General features: G+C 46.0%; 15 protein-coding genes. 5 read left to right on the top strand and 10 right to left on the bottom strand.

Translation table 11 applies throughout. The annotated features are described in order from the left end of the window. Positions 1–354: 354 nt before the first annotated feature. Positions 355–1,173, top strand: coding sequence for a carbohydrate ABC transporter permease (locus QUA04_RS04550; RefSeq protein ID WP_333254178.1), 819 nt, complete (start codon positions 355–357; stop codon positions 1,171–1,173). 90 nt (positions 1,174–1,263) lie between these two features. Continuing rightward, complete coding sequence (locus QUA04_RS04545; RefSeq protein WP_333254176.1) at positions 1,264–1,620, top strand: transporter suffix domain-containing protein; 357 nt, start codon at positions 1,264–1,266, stop codon at positions 1,618–1,620. Between the two features lie 60 nt (positions 1,621–1,680). Here QUA04_RS04545 and QUA04_RS04540 read toward each other — a convergent pair whose 3' ends face one another. Then, a complete protein-coding gene (locus QUA04_RS04540; RefSeq protein WP_333129130.1) occupies positions 1,681–2,709 on the bottom strand; it encodes a hypothetical protein in 1,029 nt (342 codons plus the stop codon). A gap of 349 nt (positions 2,710–3,058) precedes the next feature. Between QUA04_RS04540 and QUA04_RS04535 the strand changes: the two genes are divergently transcribed. Beyond that, on the top strand, positions 3,059–3,256 hold the full coding sequence (locus tag QUA04_RS04535; RefSeq protein ID WP_333254174.1) for a DUF433 domain-containing protein: 198 nt from the start codon (positions 3,059–3,061) through the stop codon (positions 3,254–3,256). 132 nt (positions 3,257–3,388) lie between these two features. After that, a complete protein-coding gene (locus QUA04_RS04530; protein ID WP_333254172.1) occupies positions 3,389–5,455 on the top strand; it encodes a pentapeptide repeat-containing protein in 2,067 nt (688 codons plus the stop codon). 98 nt (positions 5,456–5,553) lie between these two features. On the opposite strand, the gene QUA04_RS04525 is transcribed toward QUA04_RS04530, so the two are convergent. After that, positions 5,554–5,820 carry a hypothetical protein gene (locus tag QUA04_RS04525; RefSeq protein ID WP_333254170.1) on the bottom strand — a complete coding sequence of 89 codons (267 nt, stop codon included), beginning with the start codon at positions 5,818–5,820 and terminating at the stop codon, positions 5,554–5,556. An 88-nt stretch (positions 5,821–5,908) separates the two neighbouring features. Between QUA04_RS04525 and QUA04_RS04520 the strand changes: the two genes are divergently transcribed. Next, positions 5,909–6,064: a hypothetical protein gene (locus QUA04_RS04520; RefSeq protein ID WP_333254168.1), complete on the top strand. Its 156-nt coding sequence runs from the start codon at positions 5,909–5,911 to the stop codon at positions 6,062–6,064. 172 nt (positions 6,065–6,236) lie between these two features. Here the strand turns inward: QUA04_RS04520 and QUA04_RS04515 are convergent, their stop codons facing one another. The 8 genes from QUA04_RS04515 to treZ all read right to left on the bottom strand — a co-directional run bounded on the left by QUA04_RS04515 (position 6,237) and on the right by treZ (position 20,836). Next, a complete protein-coding gene (locus QUA04_RS04515; protein WP_333254166.1) occupies positions 6,237–9,440 on the bottom strand; it encodes an efflux RND transporter permease subunit in 3,204 nt (1,067 codons plus the stop codon). Between the two features lie 180 nt (positions 9,441–9,620). Beyond that, the gene (locus QUA04_RS04510) at positions 9,621–11,405 is read right to left on the bottom strand and encodes an efflux RND transporter periplasmic adaptor subunit (protein WP_333254163.1); all 1,785 of its coding nucleotides are present in this window, start codon (positions 11,403–11,405) and stop codon (positions 9,621–9,623) included. Between the two features lie 270 nt (positions 11,406–11,675). After that, positions 11,676–12,284, bottom strand: coding sequence for a PadR family transcriptional regulator (locus QUA04_RS04505; protein ID WP_333254162.1), 609 nt, complete (start codon positions 12,282–12,284; stop codon positions 11,676–11,678). A gap of 238 nt (positions 12,285–12,522) precedes the next feature. Continuing rightward, a complete protein-coding gene (locus tag QUA04_RS04500; protein ID WP_333254160.1) occupies positions 12,523–12,714 on the bottom strand; it encodes a hypothetical protein in 192 nt (63 codons plus the stop codon). Positions 12,715–12,875: 161 nt separating this feature from the next. Continuing rightward, a complete protein-coding gene (locus QUA04_RS04495) occupies positions 12,876–13,388 on the bottom strand; it encodes a DUF4112 domain-containing protein (protein ID WP_333254158.1) in 513 nt (170 codons plus the stop codon). Positions 13,389–13,586: 198 nt separating this feature from the next. Then, entirely contained in the window at positions 13,587–15,503 is a 1,917-nt protein-coding gene (dnaK, locus tag QUA04_RS04490; protein WP_333254156.1) for a molecular chaperone DnaK, read from the bottom strand. A gap of 539 nt (positions 15,504–16,042) precedes the next feature. Next, positions 16,043–18,838 carry a malto-oligosyltrehalose synthase gene (gene treY / locus QUA04_RS04485; protein WP_333254224.1) on the bottom strand — a complete coding sequence of 932 codons (2,796 nt, stop codon included), beginning with the start codon at positions 18,836–18,838 and terminating at the stop codon, positions 16,043–16,045. Between the two features lie 174 nt (positions 18,839–19,012). Further along, positions 19,013–20,836, bottom strand: coding sequence for a malto-oligosyltrehalose trehalohydrolase (gene treZ / locus QUA04_RS04480; protein WP_333254154.1), 1,824 nt, complete (start codon positions 20,834–20,836; stop codon positions 19,013–19,015). Positions 20,837–20,930 lie beyond the last annotated feature (94 nt).

The raw sequence follows: 20,930 nt of genomic DNA, 5'->3' as shown, positions 1-20,930 counted from the left end.
GAACTTTTCTTTGACGTTCTGGGAAAAACTGGCGTCCTCAGCGTGTTTTCCGGACTTTTGCCGTCGAACACTCCAGAAAGACTATCGCTAGAATGCTATCTATTTACTAATTACTTGAATTAGTCGTTAGTCGATCTTTTGCCCAGAAATAGATGATAGAAATACGGTCTATGTCTCCCCCTTTAAGGGTTTTATAGTACCAACTCTATCTATAACATTATATCCTAATCACAACTTCCTCCCTAGGTACTCCTTCTTTCCCTCTACGACTATTATGTTGTTGTATGGGAATCTGGGAGGCGATCGGGTTAAAGAACCTCACAGGCTTATTATTTTAGGTTAATTCACAAATTTATGGGTAAATCCTTTGACAGGTCTCAAGCGCTGGAACTGCTGAGTTTTATTTTGTTGCTGGCGGGTGCTGCGCTGGTGCTGCTGCCACTGGCTGCTGTATTTTTGGTTTCTTTATCACCATCGGGTGTGGGTGTCAAGGCCACAGGCCTGACTTTTGCGAACTATCAGGAGGCTTGGCGACGGGGCAATTTTTTGTTGGCATTCCTTAATTCTACTCTAGTGGCGCTCGCAGTGACGGGTTTTCAGGTTGTGACTTCTGCTTTGGCCGGTTATGCTTTGGCCAGGCTGAAGTTTCGGGGGCGACAGGCGATTGTGTTGGGGGTTTTGGCGACGCTGGTAATTCCGTTTCAGCTTTTGGTGATTCCGATTTTCTTGGTTTTGAAGTGGGGTCATCTGCTGAATACTTACGGGGCGCTGATTTTGCCTACGGCGGCTAACGGTTTTGGGATTTTTTTGCTGCGCCAGTATTTTATGACTGTTCCGGTGGAGTTGGAGGAGGCGGCAATGCTGGATGGGGCTAACCGCTGGCAGGTTTTGTGGCAGGTGATGTTACCTTTGGCCCGCCCTGCTTTGGTCACGCTGTTTTTGTTTACCTTTATCGGAGAGTGGAATGATTTGTTTAAGCCGCTGGTGTTTACGACGCGACCGGAGTTGCGGACTGTGCAGTTGGTTCTGGCTGAGTTTCAGGAACAGTTTACTAGCAGTTGGCAGTTGTTGATGGCGGCGGTGGTAATTGGCACAGTGCCGGTGGTGTTGTTGTTTTTAGCCGGTCAGCGGCAGTTTATTCGGGGGATTGCGGCGACGGGGATTAAGAATTGAGTTGGAGATGCTTGGCAATTAAGTTTGTAGTCATTTGTGGAACCATTCTCAAGAACAGGCCCGAAAGCCTGTTCTTGAGAATGGTGCCAGATGTTAGTTTGTAGTCACTCGGCGATTGAACTCGCTACTATACAAACGAAGTCCACTTTCAGCGGACTAACAGATAAAGGGGATATCAAAGCTGTATTATGTGAATCTATGCAAAAACTCGGTTTATTTTTATTGATCGTATCTTTTCTACCGTGGTTGGCAGTCTTTTTTGTTGTGCCATTCCTGCCGCTGGACATTACCCAAAAAACTACTTTATCTGTCGTTCTGGCTGTTGGGGCGGAAGTGTGTTTTTGGATTAGCGTAGTGCTGTTGGGGAAAGAAGTAGTTACCAAATATCGGCGTTATTTGCATCCCCAATTTCTTTGGAAAAAACTCAAAAATTTTAAACGCAGGTGAACAGGGTTAGACGCAGATAATGAGCCTGGATGTTGGCGCTTATCTGCGGTCAAGGTTGAGCTATTCGCTAAAAATTTGCAAGCGAATAGAGCGTTCTCCGTCTCCAAAATCCACTTCAATCTTTTCTCCCGAAAGACTGTCCAAGCATCCCAAAAGCAGCCGCAAATTGGGTGTGCTTGCTCCTGTATCCACGTACAATCTATCTGCCAAACTGCCTAAACGCTTCCAAATAGTGTAGAGTTTGACTACTGTTTGTTCTAGCTGTGCGGCTTGTTTTACAACGTCGGCGGTGGTTCCCAAACAGCCTACTCGCAAAGATTCTTCTAAGGCCATTTCCATGTCTAAGTGAGACTGATTGAGAGCTTGCACTTGGGCAGCGGCGTCGAGATATTTTGATAAGTTCTTGGCGTCGGAAGTTAGCTGCTTGACAGTATCTACGTCTGGATTTTCTGCTACTTCTTTTTGAATTTCGCTTTGGTGAGATGGAGAGAGTTTCTCCATTTCTTTGACTAAAGGAGCGAGGTAGCGGGAAGGTAGAGAACCGGTAGATGCTTTTTCTTTGACTTCTTCTGGCAATAAATCTGAGTTCATTGCCATCCATTCGTCGGATAGTTGTTTGACTTCGCGGCGGGTGATGCGATCGCCACTTGCTGCTGCATCTGTTACCATTTGCTGGACTTCGGGAGATGCTTTGGCGGTTTCTACAAAGGCTCTTTTGCTGAAGTTTCTAATGGAATTTGGGTCTAAATCTCCTTGCTGGATCAGAGTGTCGGCACTATTAGCTAATTCTATCAAAGAATAGGCTTGACTTTTGCCAATTTCTCTTTCTTTGAGCCAGTTCAAAAACCCTGTGCCTCGTCCTTCGCCACCTTTTTTTTCTCTGTCTCGGACTGTTCGGAGAATGCGTCCCCGCCAAATGTCGGTTTGCAAGTCGAAGCGATCGCACACTTTCCAGGCATTGTCAACCTGATTTTCAAAATCAAATTCTGGTATTTGTTCGTCTTCGGGGTCTGGCAATTGGAAATTGATATCGGTAAAGCCGTTGAGGGCTTCTGCAAGTTCTGCGGGATTTAGGGGGACTTCAGCCATTAGGAAAAATTTGTGTAGTGCAACAGCCGGTTTAATTGGTAACTTGCACGGGTTGACAGTTGAGACGCTATATGTAGCGGTAAGGTAGGCAAGATTTACCTACTAATAGAGTTTTTGTGCAAGTCATATCATTATTGCACGATGAGGTGCGATCAGCGAAAAGATACCCAAAATCACTCCGGGCACGCCCCTGATGGGACTTGAGGGGAGTGCTAGCTGTGCGGGGATTGAATTAAAGTGAATTAGGAAATTAAAGGAACTAATAAAATGCTGGAAATTACCAAAAGTTACGAGCGCTCTATTCCTTTCTTAGCCTAGAATTGAGAAAATAAGCTAAACGAAAAGTGCCATGTCAGAACAAGACATCGCTAATATTATTGCGATCGAACCAGGTAAGCGAGGTGGGAAACCTTGTATTCGAGGTATGAAAATTACGGTTTATGATATGTTGGAATATCTCGCTTCAGGGATGATTTATGAAGAAATCCTAGATGATTTTCCCTATCTTACTCAAGAGGATATTTGGGCTTGTTTGAGTTTTTCTTAAATAGTTATCATCTTAGGTTCTGTAATCGCTAATAATGATTGTATACTAAGAGCGTAAGGCTCGCGAGCTAGAAGCTCGAAGTGTAGTCGTCATTAATTGACCGGACATAATATTACCTCCCTGCGTGAAATCATGCCCAAAGACTTCTCCGGTAAAAATCTCCGAGGCCGCAACTTCAAAGGTCAAAACCTCACAGGTGCAAAATTCATCGGTGCAGACATCCGAGGCGCAAACTTCACCAATGCCATCCTCAGAGAAGCTGATTTCACCCGTGCCAAAGCTGGACTGCAACGCCGCTGGACAATTTTTCTAGTAACGATATCGCTATTTCTATCGGTAATATCGGGATTGATGTCAGCTCGTGCTACTTTGTGGATAGCAGATTTTTTCACTCCAGATATGATCAAACAGTACACCATTCGTCCCGGTGTAATTGTCTTGATAGTTTTGGCCATCTTCTTTATAGCTACTATCCGCCGAGGTCTAGGGGCCGCGACAGACGCAGGGGCAGGGGCAGTGGCAGTGGCAGTGGCAGGGGCAGGGACAGTGGCAGTGGTAGTGACAGCGGCAGGTGCAGGGGCATTGGCAGCGCAAGGTGCAGTGGCAGTGGCAGGGACAGTGCAAGCGGCAGCGGCAGCGGCAGTGGCAGTGGCAGCGGCAGGGGCGGTGACAGGGGTAGGCGCAGGGGCAGCGGCGGTGGCACTGCTAGTGGCATCGGCAGTGGCAGCGGCAGTGGGAGTGGGAGTGCCAGGGGCAGCGGCAGCGACAGGGGCAATGGCAGGACTAGGTATTTACGTTGCTTGGCGTGCCCTGGCTGGGGATGAGAAACACGCCTTGATTCGGACTGTTGCCATTGCCTTTGCCGCTACGGGTGGCACTAGCTTTCGCAATGCCGATTTAACTGATGCCAATTTCACTGAGGCAACCCTCAAAAGTACAGATTTTAGAACAGCCAATCTCACTCGCACTTGCTTCCACAAAACAGAAAAGCTCGATCGCGCGCGAGTCGGTAATTCGATATTAGCTGATACCCACGTCCGACAATTACTCATCACTCGCGATGGCTACAACAAATCCTATGTTGGTACGGATTTCCAAGGAGCAAACCTGACAGGCGTTGATCTCAACAAGGCTAATCTCAAGCAGGCTAATGTCAGCGAAGCAACTTTGCATCAAGCTAATTTGGAATTCGCAAACCTGACTGAAACTCAAGCCTTAGCAACAGATTTTACAGAAGCTTATTTTACAGGTGCTTGTTTGGAAGCTTGGAACATTGACGCTACTACAAAGCTCGATCGCGTTGACTGTCGGTTTGTTTTTCTTCTAGAATATCCCAAACCGGGAACTGACGATCGCGATCGCCGTCCTCACCACATCACTAAATGTTTTGAACCGGGGGATTTCGAGAAACTCTATAAAAAGATTATGGAAACCGTGCAAATCCTCCTCAAAGATGGGATTAACCCCGAAGCTTTTGTGGCCGCTTTTCAGAAGTTAATGCGGGAATTTCCAGAGATTACACCGGATTCAATTCAAGCAATTGAGAAAAAAGGAGATGATATTTTAATGACTTTAAATGTTCTTGAAGGAACTGATAAAGGAAAATTGGAGCAAAGTTGGGACGAAGGTTATCAAGCAGGACTGCCAGCTCAAAGTCAAGCCGAAAAATTAAGATCTCAAGCTAGAGAAATAGAAATTCACGATCAGAACCGTTTGGATATGAAGGAAATATTATTGTTCATGATCGAACGTTTTAATGTTAAAATTATTAATGAAGTTAATTCTACATCAGAGAGTAAAGCTATGAACCCAACCAACAGCAACAACATCACTGCTAGAGATATTAATCAATCTACTTTGAATAGCGATATCAGCGGTACAGTTACCAACTCGATTAATCAGCTACCAGCTTCTCCTCCAAGTGACAAGCCGGGAATCAAAGAATTGTTAACCCAGTTACAAGCAGCGATCGAGGCGGAAACTAATTTATCTAAGGAGGATGAAGCTGAAGCGTTGGAACAGGTAAAAGCCTTGGCCGAAGTAGGGAAAAATCCCCAAGAAAGCACAATGCAAAAGGCCGGGAAAACGGCAATGAAGATTCTGAAAGGGACTATTGCTGGTTTACCTAGTGCGGCGACATTGGTGGAAGCTGGCAGTAAATTGTTGCCCGCGATCGCCAATCTCTTATTTTTACCCTGAAATCCAATATCAACGCCCAGTAAGTAATTGTATTTTTAGGGCGGGCGAGACGCCCACCCCACGATGATTCTTCGCTTCACTCAGAATGACAGCGCAGCTTACCGTCCAGATTTTCTCCGCGGTGTACCGTTAGCCCGCGAACGACGGATCAGCACGCTCATCACCTGCTTCGGATTGGCTGCACGTTGTACGGGGCTCCAATCGCCGACTTCGGCAAATCCCAGCCGATACAAAGTGAGTATGGTTTCCCGGACACCTTTGGGCGAACCGACAACCGTTAACAGCACCACTTCCTGTTCGCATACTGCTGAGTCGTCATTTGGGCGATCGGACTTGTTGTCGTCAGGCACGAATTCCTGTGACATATTATGTTCTCCTGGTTTTGGGTTTTCTAGAAAAACCCAAAAACCCAGCCGCCCCGCATTTCAACACATAGCAGGGCGGCTACAGAGGATGTTAAGATACTCCGTTAGCCTCCAGACTGCTTGTACCAGTTTGGCGGTTAGCTGTCCATTGCTGTTGGTAGCAGCTTTGGGCAGTGCAACTAGATTTTTGGGCGACGCGGGCTGCCTCCTCTACAAGCAAGCAACCTCTCACTTCAAAGCGTAGCCGCAGATGGGGGCCGCCGTCAATCCATTTTGGATTTTGGATTTTGGATTTTAGATTGAAGAATTGATCCCCGGACTAATCAGGGACTTTGGGGGTTTTGATGCGGGATTGGCGGGTTTTGGGCGATCGCACCAATGAGACTCACAAAACGATCGCCTTTTCAACTTACCAACTACAACGGCGATACTTTATCGCGTTCAATCTCCTCGTGGTGAGTTGTTTTCCCGTTCAAAATTGTGCCATCCTCGGGCGGATTTTGCGGGCGATCGCGCTTCTTAAAGCGATCGCGAGCCGACACAATCACCACATACAGAACCGGCACCATAAACAAACTCAAGACAGTAGAAACCACCATCCCCCCTGCGATCGCATTCCCTAGCGATCGACGACTCGCCGCCCCCGCCCCTTCCGGGTTAACCAAAGGAGCAATACCCAAAATGAAAGCTAGAGAAGTCATCAAAATCGGTCGTAAACGCTCTTGAGCAGCTTCAACTGCTGCCTTCGCAATTGGATATCCCCGCTCCCGCAACTGGTTCGCAAACTCCACGATTAAAATCGCATTTTTACTCGCCAATCCAATCAACATCACCAAACCAATCTGGCAATAAACATCATTCGCCAAACCCCGCAACGACTGAGCTAAAAGTGCACCCAAAAGCGCCAGAGGAACAGCCAGCAAAATAATGAAAGGATCGACATAATTTTCGTACTGAGCCGCCAAAACCAAAAACACAAAAATCAGCCCCAAACCGAAAATAATCGGTGCTTGACCCCCAGACTCAATTTCTTCTAAAGAACTCCCCGACCATTCATAGCCAAAACCCGAGGGCAACACTTGAGCCGACACCTTTTCCATCGATTTTAGAGCCTGTCCAGAACTCGATCCCGGAGCCGGAGTGCCAGTAATTTCAATTGACCTATATAAATTGTAGTGGTTAACAGTTTGCGCCCCCACCACCGGAGTAATCTTGACCAAATTGCTCAAAGAAACCATTTCATTCTTTCCCGAACGCACATACAATTTCCCAATATCTTCAGGGTTATCACGAAACTGTTTATCCGCCTGAACATACACGCGGTAATTGCGCTGCTGGAGGTTAAAATCATTCACATACTGAGCACCCAGAGCCGTTTGTAACGTACTGAAAACATCATTAATCGGAATATCTAGAGCCTTAGCTCGATTGCGGTCAACCTCCACAATTAACTGAGGCGTATTCGCAGCAAACGTACTAAATACTGCTTGCAATCCCGGTGTCTGATTTGCCTGCTTCAAAATCCCGCCCATAGTCTGGACTAAGCCATCTAAACCGCTGTTACCTTTGCGGTCTTGCAATTGAAATTGGAAACCCCCAAATTGACCTAAACCTTGAATAGCCGGCGGATTCACAGGAAAAATTCTAGCTTCTGGAATTGCGAAAAACTTACCCCGCAACTTACCAATAATCGCTTGTACAGTTTGATCTTCTCCGTGACGTTCATCCCAGGCTTTCAGTGTAGTAAATATAATGCCTTGATTAGAAGTGCTACCGCTAAAACCAAATCCACCCACTGAAAAAGTCCCGACAACTTCAGGAAGTTTGAGGATTTCTGCTTCTACTTGATCCATTACTTTCTGAGTGTATTGCAGCGAAACACCTTGGGGCCCTTGAATAATTGTCATAAAATAGCCCTGGTCTTCTTCCGGGATAAACGCTGTGGGTACTGACAAATAAAGCCAAGCCGTTACTCCCAGAGAACCGATGAACACGAGGGTGACAATAGTCTTAATCCCTGTGAGAAATATTAAGGATTTCCCATATTGCCGCTGTACCCAATTGAGAACTCCATTAAAACGGTCAAAAACCCAACCTAGCGGGCCCCCAAACTTCGGCCCTCGACGCAGTAATATAGCTGAAAGTGAGGGGGTGAGAGTAATAGCAATAAAGGTAGAAAGCAGAACTGAAAAAGCAATTGTTAGCGCAAATTGTTTATAAAGCGCTCCTGTAGTTCCGGGGAAAAATGCCACTGGCACGAACACTGCCATCAACACTAAAGAAGTCGCAATTACAGCGCTAAAAAGCTCCCGCATTGACTCAAAAGCCGCTTCGCGGGCATTCATCCCTTGGCGGATCAGGCGGTCAATATTTTCTACTACAATGATAGCGTCATCAACCACTAATCCCGTCGCTAATGTCAGACCAAACAGAGATAAACTGTTAATCGTAAATCCGAAAACTTTGATAAAGGCAAACGTCCCAATCAAAGAAACTGGAATTGCGATGATAGGAATAATAGTTGTGCGCCAGTCTTGCAAGAAAACAAAAATAACTATCACCACTAGCAAGACTGCTTCAAATAATGTCTTGACTACTTCTGCCATCGACTCTTCTACAAACAAAGTCGTGTCCAGCGCTACTCTATGTTGCAACCCCGGAGGGAAAGCAACAGCTAGTTTTTCCATTTCTGTTTTGACGGCATGGGCAACATTCAAAGCATTACTTCCAGGCAGTTGGTAAATCCCTAAACCTACTGCATCATTGCCTCGAAATCGCAGAAATGAGCTGTAATTCTCTGCCCCTAGTTCTGCTCTACCTACATCTTTTAATTTAACTAACGTTCCATTGGTCTCTGTTTTGAGGACGATTTCTTCAAATTCTGCTGGTTCTTTGAGGCGACTTTCAGCACGCAAGTCAATTTGATACATTTGTCCCTGGGGAGCAGGTTCTTGACCAATTCTCCCAGCACCCACTTGCAAGTTTTGTTCGTTGAGAGCCCTCGTTACATCTTGCATTGTGAGACGGCGAGCTGCTAATTTATTGGGATCTATCCATAAACGCATTGCATAGCGTCTTTCCCCAAAAATTCGTACGTCGCCAACACCTTTTACTCGTTTTAAAGCATCTGCTAAATAGAGGTCAGCGTAGTTGCTTAAAAATATCGTGTCGTATTCTTTATTTTCGGTAAATAAACCGATCGCTAATAGGAGACTGGTAGATTGTTTTGTAACTCTAACTCCTGTGCGTTGTACGGCATCTGGTAGTTGTGGCTGAGCAACTGCAACCCGATTTTGAACATCGACGCCGGCAATATCTTTGTTGCGCGAGGAATCAAATGTAGCTGTAATGGTGCTAGTGCCATCGTTACTACTACTGGAAGTTAGATATTTGAGTCCTTCAACGCCATTGATTTGTCTTTCTAGGATGTTCGTAACTGCATTTTCGACAATTTCAGCACTTGCCCCGCTATAGTTAGCTGTGACGTTGATTTGGGTAGGGCTGATGTCGGGGAACCGCTCGATAGGCAGGCTGGGAATACTGATTGCGCCTACCAAGATAATAATTAAGGCGCAGACGCTAGCAAAGACTGGTCGTTTAATAAAGAAATCTGCAAACATTATTTGGGTAATGGGTAGTTGTTAGTTGATAATTCCTAATTCCTAATTAGACTTACGTTAACAATTAAAATTTCCCCTTTTTAAATAGCTGAGCAATCAAGTAGTTTCACATAAGGTATGCTGTTACGCTTGTGCGCTCTTAAGAGGTGAATCAAGAGTGCACAAGCGCAACAACACACTTTATTTTTTGCTTTCTACTGGTAATTTGTTCCCTGCTCCTTTCCCTTCCTCTTGAGCCATAATGGGAACACCGTCTGTCAGGTTAAGGATGCCTGCGGTAACAATTTTTTCCCCGGCTTTCAAACCTTGGATAACTTGGTAATTATTCCCCTCAATGGCTCCCAATTTCACGGACTTTTGTCGCGCTACTAAAGGTGGCATTCCAGGTTTTTGCTGTTCGGGCTTTTGAGCTGTGAATACAAAAGTTTCCCCACCTAAGCGAGTGACTGCTGTTACTGGAACTAAAATTCCGGGGTTCTGTTTCCAGATGACTTTAGCTTTTACAAACTGGAGATTAAGCAGTTCGCCACTGGGGTTGGGAAAGGTGGCTTTAGCTAAAATTGTTTGGGAATTGGCGCTGACGTTGGGGGAGATAAAACTGATTTGACCTTGGGCGATCGCCTTACCTTGAGCGTCGAGCATTTGTACTGGCAGCCCTAAGCGTAATTGAGGCATCTTTTCCAAAGGAATTGATAACCGCAAGTCTAGCAATTGGTTCTCAGTTAGGGTGGCGATCGCATCACCTTTTTTCAAGTAATCACCTACTTTCACTGGTATGTCGCCGATGACTCCCGCGAAGGGAGCGATGACAGCAGTTTCTTGTAGTTGTACTTCAAAGCCGCGCACTTGAGCGGTGGCCTCGGCAACTTGCGCTTCAGCTTGATCGACTTGTTCTTGGCGAGTGCCGTTGGCTAACTGCGCTAATCTGCTCTTGGCTTGTGCGACTTCTGCTTCGGCTTTGGCTATTTCCTCTGGGCGCGAACCGTTTTGCAATTGCCGCAAAGCTTGCCGCTGCTGTTGCAAGGCTGCTGTCCGTCGCTCGATCTCGGCTTGTCTGTTCTTTTGCCGCTGCTGGAAACGCCTTTGAGCTTCTCGGAGGTTGGCTTTGGCGCTGCCTTCTTTTTGGGTGTATTGCTCAAGAGTGTTGGCGGATTCTGCGCCTTCTTTTGCCAATGCCTGATATCTGGCAAGCTGCTGGCTGGCTAATTTTGCTTCGGCTGTGCTTGCTTCTATTTGCGCTCTTGCTTGGGCGATGTCTTCTAAGAGGCTACCTGTTTGGGCGTCGGCGAGGTTGGCTTCAGCTTGGGCGACGCGGGCTTGGGCTTGACCTATTTCTTCGGGCCGAGAGCCCGATCGCAGTTGGGCGAGGTTGGCTTGAGCTTGGGCGACTTGGGCTTGAGCTTGGGCGATTTCTTCGGGCCTGGTTCCTGCTTGCAATTCTGCTAAGTGGGATTGAGCGCGAATCAGGTTGGCTTGGGATTGCCTCAAGTCAGCTTGGGCGCTGTCGCTTTTCATGCGGGCGATGGCTTGTCCTTTGTTTATGAAGTCCCCAGATTTGACAAAAATCTCCGTGACTAGCCCATCGATCTCAGGCTTGATTTCTACCGAACGCTTGGCCTCTAAGCTGCTGACAAATTCCGAGGCATCTTGGACTGAGCTGGTTTGTACGGCTGCGAGCTTGACTGGTATGGCTTTGGGTTGGGCTGCTCCTGCCGTTTGCTGTGGGCGATTATGACTCGATTGCCACGAGTACCAGCCGAAACCTGCTGCGCCTGTGGCGAGCGCGATCGCGGCAATTAGGGGCCAGCGCGATCGTGGTTTAGCAACGGGTTCGGGGCGATCACTGGCAACGGCTGCAAAATCCTGCAGTTGCTCGCTGTCTGCATCGGTTGGGTGCAGTTCGGGTGTGGGAGATTTTTGCTCTTGGGCTTCAACGACGGATTCTGGGGATTTAGAATAACTCATGGGCAGCACCACTTAGATTTTTTTTAACTTCTGACTTACTGAGACTTGGGCGGAATATTTGATTCTCCGGCGTTCCCCTCAAACAGAGGGGGAATAAGGACAAGCGATTTTAAACAGAATGGAATCGGGAAAGTCCCTTTTTAATGGGGTTGGGGTATGTGCAGGGCTTTAGTCTCATCACAGTTAGCCAAGCCAGGGAGTGATTATTTTTAGGAAAGCTTTTTGTTATCTCTCAAAAGTTACGATGGCAGGGAAGATTACGCATCCTTCTTATGACTCAAGTGAGTGGGTGAGTTGGAAGGATTTTTCCTTGGAGTCGGGGGATTCAGCGTAGGTTGGGGAGTCACGCACTCCGGCGATCGCGCTTTTTTCCTTGGCTAGTTGCTCGGTTAACCACTCTATTTCTGACGCCAGCACTGACTTGCAGCGATCGCGAGAGGCGAATTGATAGTCATCGGTTAGTGGATATTCGCTCTTGAGGCTTTCGATGTAGTCTTGACGGGTGTAACAGGCTCGCAAGCGGTGTTCCAACAATTTCATCCGTTCTGCGGGTTCTAAGTCGCCAAAAAAGAAAAACTTGATTTGGAACCGGGAACCACTGTTAACCCAGCTTTCTTGAGGGTGTTCGAGCATTTTTTGCCGCCACAGCTCGCGCCCTTTGGCGGTAATTCCGTAGATTTTGCGCGGACAGCCCGCATCTCCGGCTTCTTCGGCTATTACCGAAATCTCCCCTCGCTCTTCCAAGCGCTTCAGCAGCGGGTAAATCGCTCCGTAGTTGACGCTGATGCAACTGCTCATAAACAGCTCCAGTTTTTGCTTTAGCCGATAGCCGTGCAGGGGTTGCAACTGTAGCAGCCCAAGGGCTGATAATTCAAGCATTTATATCAAATTGATATTATAGTCTGAATTATATAACTATATCTGGCTCAAGGGCGATCGGGTAAATAGCTAGTTTCACAGAAATATAGCGATTACACATTTAATAATATTTGTCAATACCCTTAATATATATTATTTTAGGATCGAGATAGGGCGATGGCTTTGTATTATAGAACACATTTGAGATATAAAAAGAGTGCTGATTTACCTCGATTGCGGTCAGAAGAACGGGAACATCTCACTTGTGACACAAATGAGATGCTGCCTGGTCTTTGATGTGTCCGAAGTGCTTTAATAAACTCTGCTCAACTGGTTTGATTTCTGCCACATATGTCTTCTTGGTAAAAGCAGGTTGAATGTTAAAAGCCTGAGATATTTTAGTATTTTTGGAGAATTTTTTAGAGCGCATACCTGTTTTTTGGTAGCTCATACTCAGAAATTATTTATCAAGTATAATTTATACTAAATTCAAATGTTGTTACCTGCCTCTAATCATCCTCAAACATACTTTTTTAATGACAAATTATCCCATATTAGGTTCTCTTAACCTGACACCGCTAGAGGGATTTATCTTTACCCTAAAACCCAAAATCACTGCCCTCTCAGTGTTCGAAATACCCACCCCAAAAGCATGACGCTCAAGAAAATCACGCCTCCGACAATTAACATCAAACCCAACAGTAATCCCGCCACAAATAGCCAATCGGCTTTTTTCCCAGGTTCAGGGGAACCTAAATGAGCATCTAGCAATTCTATATTTTTGACATTAGCTTTCCAAGCAACATCCAACAAATCTCCTGCCACCGGTACAGTACCAGCAACTGTATCAAATACGATATTAGCTGCCATTTTTACTAAAGTCTCTTGAGGCACTCCCATTTGAGCGGCTTTGAAGACTATGTAACCTGCAAAAATCGATCCGATTAAATCGCCGCCGCCCGGTATAAGTCCCAATATCGGATCGAGTCCGATGCGGTATTTGGTGCCGGGAATGGGAATCGCATTGTCAAGTAAGTGGCTGATTTGGCGCAGACGTCGCAAGGATGCAAGCTGGGATTTGTTGGGAGGATTTGGGGAAGAATTTTGTATAGGGGAACGTGACATTTAATTAGTCTCGATTGCGATATTACTGCTAGTTTATGATATTTGTTGAAGCATATTATAGTTTTGTCTCTATGCCTCAAGCAAGATTTTTAGTAATTTTAGTCGATCGGCTTTGGTTTGTTTTTGAACGAACAGAAACCCGGTTTCTGTTCAAAACCGGGTTTCTTGCTTCTAGCTGGGGGCTTTTAATTTAGCCTGTTATTTGTTGCCTTCTGTGAAGTCGGCGTCAATCACGTCGTCGCCGCCGCCAGTGGGGCCGCCGTCTCCATAGCCACCAGGGCCACCAGGGCCGCCAGGGCCATCAGTTGGGCCGCCTGCTTGCTGGTACAGGTTGCTGCTGACAGCGTAGAATGCTTGCTGCAACTCGGTTGTCAGTGTCTTGATGCGATCGTCATCTTCACTCTCGATCGCGGATCGCAAGTCTTTAAGCAACCCTTCAATCTTAGTTTTGTCATCAGCGGGAACTTTATCGCCCAATTCTGCCAACTGCTTCTCGATTTGATAGGCTTGAGAATCAGCTTGATTTTTGCGATCGATCCTTTCGCGGCGTTCCTTGTCAGCAGAAGCATTCGATTCGGCTTCCCTCACCATGCGCTCGACTTCATTGCTGGGCAAAGTAGAAGCACCAGTAATGCTAATCGATTGCTCCTTGCCAGTACCTTTATCCTTAGCAGCTACATTCAAAATACCGTTAGCATCGATATCGAAAGTAACTTCAATTTGAGGTACGCCACGGGGGGCTGGTGGAACTCCATCTAAGCGGAAGGTTCCCAAATCCTTGTTATCATTCGCCATTTCCCGTTCGCCTTGCAAAACGTGAATTTCCACGTTTGTTTGGCCGTCTACAGCAGTCGAGAAAGTTTCCGACTTCTTGGTAGGAATAGTGGTGTTGCGGGGAATGATTTTGGTCATCACGCCACCCAAGGTTTCGACGCCGAGAGACAGCGGAGTAACGTCGAGCAACAAGATGTCTTTGACTTCGCCGGAGAGTACGCCGGCTTGAATTGCTGCACCGACTGCGACCACTTCGTCCGGGTTTACCGTTTGGTTGGGCTCTTTGCCGAGGATTTTTTTGACCAGTTCTTGCACCGCAGGAATGCGGGTAGAACCACCAACTAAGACGACTTCATTAATTGCAGATTTGTCTAATTTGGCGTCGCGGATCGCATTTTCTACGGGGATGCGGGAGCGATCGATCAAATCTGAACAGAGTTCTTCAAACTTGCCCCGCGTCAAAGTCGTGTCCAAGTGTTTTGGCCCGTCTTGAGTCGCGGTAATAAAGGGCAGGTTGATTTCTGCTTGGGTAACGCTCGAAAGCTCAATCTTGGCTTTTTCGGCGGCTTCCGTCAGGCGTTGCAGTGCTTGTTTGTCTTTGCGAAGGTCAATGCCTTCGGCTCTTTGGAATTCGTTAGCGATGTAATCGACGATTTTTTTGTCGAAGTCGTCACCGCCGAGGTGAGTGTCTCCAGAAGTTGCTAGCACTTCAAATACGCCGTCGCCTACTTCGAGAATAGATACGTCGAAAGTACCGCCACCTAAGTCAAATACGAGGATGGTTTCGTTGCTCTTTTTATCTAATCCGTAAGCTAAAGCTGCTGCTGTAGGTTCGTTAATAATCCGCAGCACTTCTATACCGGCAATTTTTCCCGCGTCTTTCGTAGCTTGGCGCTGGGAGTCGTTGAAGTAAGCGGGAACAGTAATTACCGCTTGGGTGACAGTTTCGCCCAGGTATTTGCTGGCGTCTTCTACGAGTTTGCGGAGAACTTGTGCAGAAATTTCTTCTGGGGCAAATTGCTTGCCACGGGCGGGACAGTCCAGTTTGAGGCTGTTGCCAACTTTGAGGACTTTGTAGGAAACTTCAGTGGTTTCATGGGCTACTTCATCAACCCGACGGCCGATAAACCGTTTTACTGAGTAAAAGGTGTTTTCGGCGTTCATCACGGCTTGACGCTTGGCGATTTGTCCGACAAGTTGATCGCCATTTTTAGCATATGCTACTACAGAAGGTGTGGTGCGACCCCCTTCGGCGTTGGCTATGACGGTGGGTTTGCCGCCTTCCATAACTGCGACGCAGGAGTTTGTCGTACCTAAGTCAATTCCAACTACTTTTCCCATAGGGGTGTTCCGGCTCCAATCTCTACAAAATTTTGGTGTTTTATCTGTGCGATAGTCTGGTTATTCAGGACTGCGATTTTACCTCGCGGTTTACGGGTAGTGAGTCCTGCTTTAATACAGTCTTCGATAGGGTGCTGATCTCTATACTGCGGGCGGTAGACCTTGCGATGAAGGGGTATTTACCGAACCTGTTGGGGGACGGTTGCATCCGTGAGGCTTGCACCGCTACAGTTGTTGACTGCTTTTCTTTACTCTTCCCAATGTACGGTGTGCGATCGATTCGGGTATTGTGGCAAACCGTATACGTTGTGTTGTATTTGCCGTCTTTGTTGTATAAATTTTGTTGGGCGGGTTCGGGCGATCGGTTTTTTGACTTCAAATCAGGTTTAATATCAATTCTGAAAAGGGACACGGCAATGCCCTATCCCTACCCGTTTACTTCCAGGCTGTGCCTGGGAAGGAATATATTATTGAGGCAGAGCCTCAAGTCCGCCTTCTGGGAATTTCGGAAAATTCAATAATTTTCCAGCTTTTAATTGCTATCTTTCACCGATCAGCAGAGCTGCAGGAAAGTAGCTCAGAGCTTCACCAATTGCTAACGTACCGTTACTTTCTACCGCCTGATTTGTAATTGCATCTTTCCAAACCGACGGCATTTGCTCGGATAATTTCAAATTAGTATCTTTCCAGACTTGTTTGCCGATCGGCATTTCTTCCGGTTTGACAATTACCGTCAAAAACCGGGGAGCAATGACAATAACTGTAGTATCTTCAAAGCTTCTGGCAAAGGCAACAACATTATCTTTAAAAGTGCCAACTGCTTGCAGGGGCACATAGTCGCCAGATTGAAAAACTTGCAAGTATTTTTTTCTCGCTTCTAGCGCTCTTGCCGTCAAAAATAACTTTATTCTCGCATCTTCTCGCGTCGCAATCAAATCTTCAATTAGTTGCAAAATCTCAGTCTGAGATCGCTCTTTAATTTCCCGCAAAACCTCGATTCTGCGGTCAAAATCAACGGGACGGCGGTTATCCGGATCGACGTGGCTTAAATCCCAGAATTCCGTCCCTTGATAAATGTCTGGAACGCCAGGAGCAGTGATTTTCAGCAGCGTTTGAGATAAAGAATTGAAAATTCCGTAATTAGCTACTTTTTTCCAGAAAGGTTTAAATTTGTTGAGAAACTGATTTTGTTCCGAAAGTTCGAGAACGCTATCGACAAAGGTCATAAAACCAGCTTCGTAGTCGTTATCCGGTCTCAGCCAAGCCGTATAAACTTTGGCTTCACGGACAGCTTTAATCACATAATCTTTCAGGCGCTGGACATAATCAGTGTTTTCAATTCCCTCAAAGGGAAAACTGCCTAGCAGAGTTTGGTACAGGAAGTATTCGTCATTAGTATCTGGAACCATTCGATTCACAAAGTTGACTTTCTTAGAAGAGTTTACCTCTCTCCAAGACCTGACTTGCTGTTCCCATTCATCGGGAATTTCTGACAAAACGTTAAGTCTGGCTCGCACATCTTCGCCGCGTTTGGTATCGTGGGTAGCTGTAGCATTCATTTTGTGCGGCCAAGCTACTTGCTGCTGTTGGTTGAACTCGTGAAAATCTACCAGCGACACGCCGAACTGACTGGGATTTCCTCCCACTTCGTTGAGGGATAAAAGCCGATAGTAGACGTATAAAAGGGTGTCTTCAACGCCTTTTGCCATTAATGGGCCTGTCAACTGCTGGAGTTTCATTACAAAGTGCCGGCGCTGCTCTTTTTGTTCTGGTGTGAGAGTTTCTTCTTCTTCGAGTAACAGCACCGTTTCGATAAATTTAAGTTCCTTGAGGAGTCGGGGTACTTGTTCTTTGGCATGGGCGATCGCATATTTTACGTAAGTGCGATCGGACTCTCTCAAACCGTCTTGATTGATGTAAGTTCGGTAGACTGGAAAAATCGTCAAAACAGCAGCCAATGCTTTTTCCAAACCTGGACGAGTAAAGTCATTTCCCTGTCTCGATTGACCGGAGATATTCTTCAAAAGTTGAGCTAGATTGTCTACATCTCCAGCCAAATTTTTCTCAACAATCAGTCCTTTTTTATCTAAAAACAACTGTTCGTAGGGAACAGTCAAGCGAGTAAATCTCTGATATATTTCGGTAAATTGCTGCTCGCGATCGCACCGACAAAAAACGCCGTTTACGTAATTCAAAAAGTCGTAGCCGCTAGTTCCCTCAATCGGCCAATATGACGGCAAATCTTCTTCGTGTTCCAGAATTTTTTCAACAGTAATATAAGTGTCTCCGACTTTCTCCCGCAGGCGTTTCAAATATTCGGTGGGGTCGTACAGTCCGTCGATGTGGTCAATTCTCAATCCGGTAAACTTTCCCTCATCAACCATGTCGAATATCAGAGCATGGTTTTTGTGAAAAACTTTAATCTCTTCAACTTTTACCGAAATAAGTTCGTTTACCGTAAAAAATCTTCGGTAGTTAATTTCTTCGGCCCCCACTTTCCAGAAAGCCAGACGGTAAAACTGCTCGGCAAGCAATTCGTCTAGCAGATTAAAGCTTTCGGGATTGCCCTTTTCTCCGTTAAAAAATTTGATGTTTTCATCAATGAATTCCTGGACGATGGGATTTTGATTGTAGAGTTCCCACAGCAGTCCTTTGACAAAAGCTATCTGATCGTATCTGGTTTTACCTTTAGTTTCTGAGGGGGTATTTTTAATTAAATAAAGAATTCCTAAAAACTTGATAAAATCTGGATGGCGTCGGCCTAATTCCCTGGCTAAATGCCCCAAATTATGACTGATAAATTTAGCATAAGATTCAATTCTTACTGGCAATTGTAAGCTATAATAATTGATAGTCAGCCCAATTTCGCTGTATTTGAGTTGAATCTCGCCATTTTCCAGACACTCTCCATAAAAATTGCCCAGCAGTGGAGCCAGCACTCGACCCCTGAGATGTTCGTAAGCGTGATTCCATTCAATATCGAAGTAATCGAAATAGTCGGAATCGGGCCCGTGTTCCAATACGTCTAACAGCAGCAAATTTTGAGTGTCGTAAGCCATGTGATTCGGGACAATATCTTGCAGCCATCCCATGTTCCGTTTCTTGATTTCGTATGTGAGACCTTCAAAATTTTCTGATGTTCCCAAATCGGGATTGAGCTGATTTGAGTCAACGACATCGTATCCGTGAGAGCTGCCTTTTCTGGCTTTAAATATGGGTGAAGCGTAAAGGTCGGTAATTCCTAAATCTTCCAGATAGCTAAGGATTTGTTTGGCGGCTTCAAAGTTAAAACCTCCATGAAATTGAATCCGATAAGTTGTTGTGGGAATTCTCATCATGTTAATTTTACTCCGGGTTTTTTAGGGTTTTCTTTTTTAATATAGGAGGCAGAGCCTCCTGAACTGCATTCCCAGGCTCTGCCTGGGAATGAGAGAGGCTCTGCCTCCCGTTTCTTGTTCCTAGGCTCTGCCTAGGAACGCCTGTATTTGAGGCTCTGCCTCGACTTTTAATTATTCTAATTCATAGAGTGCGAAACTCTGCGGTTTAATGGTCAATTTTTGCTCTGAAGTTATCTTTTCAGGCAAGCTAGAACCTGAACCCATCCATTTTTCATCAGCAGAGTCTAAAATTTTGTGACCGTTGCCTTGGGGCAGTGTAGCTGTAAAAGCTACCTCTTGCCTGTTGAAGTTTAAAATGCAGAATATCTGGCTGTCATCTGTCCATCGACGTAGAAATAAGATTTTTTCGGCTTCAATACTGGACACTTCTAGACTGTTTTTGTCGAGTTTTTTAAGGGCTGGTATTGTCCGCCGCAGTTGAATCAGATGTTGATGCCATTCCCAAAGGATTTTGTGTTTGCCTTCGGTTTGTTTTTCCCAGTTTAACTTACACTTATCGAAAGTCTCAGGACTCTGGGGGTCGTGAAACTCGCCTCGGCCTTCAAAGATTTTAAATTCTTGTTGTTTGTCTTTGCGGATAGCTTCAATTAAGTTTTCGTCCGAGTGGGAAACGAAGTAAAAAAACGGTGCTTCTTCTCCGTATTCTTCTCCCATAAAAAAGAAGGGAATGTAGGGAGAAATTAAGACAGTGCCTGCTGCAAGTTTCAATCCTTCAAAGTCAACTATTTTGGATAGTCTGTCTCCCAAAATGCGGTTGCCGATTTGGTCGTGGGTTTGGGCAAACACCAGAAATTTATGACCCGGTTCATCCTTAACAGAATTGCCGTGTTTCCGCTTTCTGTGGGGGGCGTACTGGCCGGAGTAAACAAAGCTTTCTTTGAAGGCTTTTTCTAAGTGTTCGCATTTGCCGAAATCTTGGTAGTATCGGTCGTCTTCTCCGGTGAGCAAGGCGTGCAGTGCGTGGTGGAAATCATCGCACCATTGGGCGTCTAGTCCAAAGCCACCGAGTTCTTTAGGACGTATAGTGCGGACATCATTTAAGTCACTTTCGGCTATTAAGTAAAGTTGCCGTCCTAGTTCTTGGGAAATATCGGCTGTGGCATCGGATAGTTGTTGTAAAAAAGGTCTTGCACCTACTTCAAATATTGCTTGAATTGCATCTAATCTCAGGGCATCGATGTGATAGTCTCGAAACCAGTATAGAGCATTTTCAAGAAAGTAGTTACGCACGCCGTCGCTGTAGGCGTCGTCGAAGTTGAGGGGATCTCCCCAAATTGAGCCGTATTTTGAGGTAAAGTAGGGGCCGAAGTCCCTGAGATAATTTCCTTCGGGGCCGAGGTGGTTGTAAACTACATCGAGAATTACTGAAATGCCGTGTTCGTGGCAGGCGTTGACGAGCGTTTTGAAGCCTTCGGGGCCGCCGTAGGAGTTTTGAACTGCGTAGGGATATACGCCGTCATATCCCCAGTTTCGCTCGCCGGGGAATTGGGCTACTGGCATTATTTCGATGGCGTTGATTCCCAATTCTTTAAGTTGTTTTAGCTGGGGAATTATTGCTTCAAATGTTCCGGCTTGGGTGAATGTGCCGACGTGCAGTTCGTAAATAATCATTTCGGCTAGCGGCACGCCTTGCCAATTTGTGTCAGTCCAAGTAAAAATATTTTGATCTATTACTTGCGACGGAGCGTGTACGCCTTGGGGTTGATATTTTGAGGCTGGGTCTGGTCGGTCGGTTTTTCCTTCGATTTGGTAAGTGTAAAGGGTTCCTGGTTCGATGTCTGTAACTGTGGTTTGCCAATAACCTTCTGCCGATTGTTGCAGGGGTATCAGGCGGTTTTTTGGGGAAACAATTTGGACTGCGATTTGTTTGAGGGTGGGCGCCCAAACGGTAAATTTACATTGGTTATTGCCGAGGTAATTTGCTCCTATCTTCACTTTGAGCTGTTCTCCTTATAAAATAGGTTGGTAGTTCGATCGCCCGACGCGCTATCAAATGCTTGCCCTTAACGTTCAGCGCCTGTTTAGACGG

The sequence above is a fragment of the Microcoleus sp. S13_C5 genome, assembly GCF_036700845.1.
Lineage (GTDB): Bacteria > Cyanobacteriota > Cyanobacteriia > Cyanobacteriales > Microcoleaceae > Microcoleus.
Note: the sequence above shows the minus strand (reverse complement) of the source record. Positions and strands in the feature narration are given on the sequence as shown.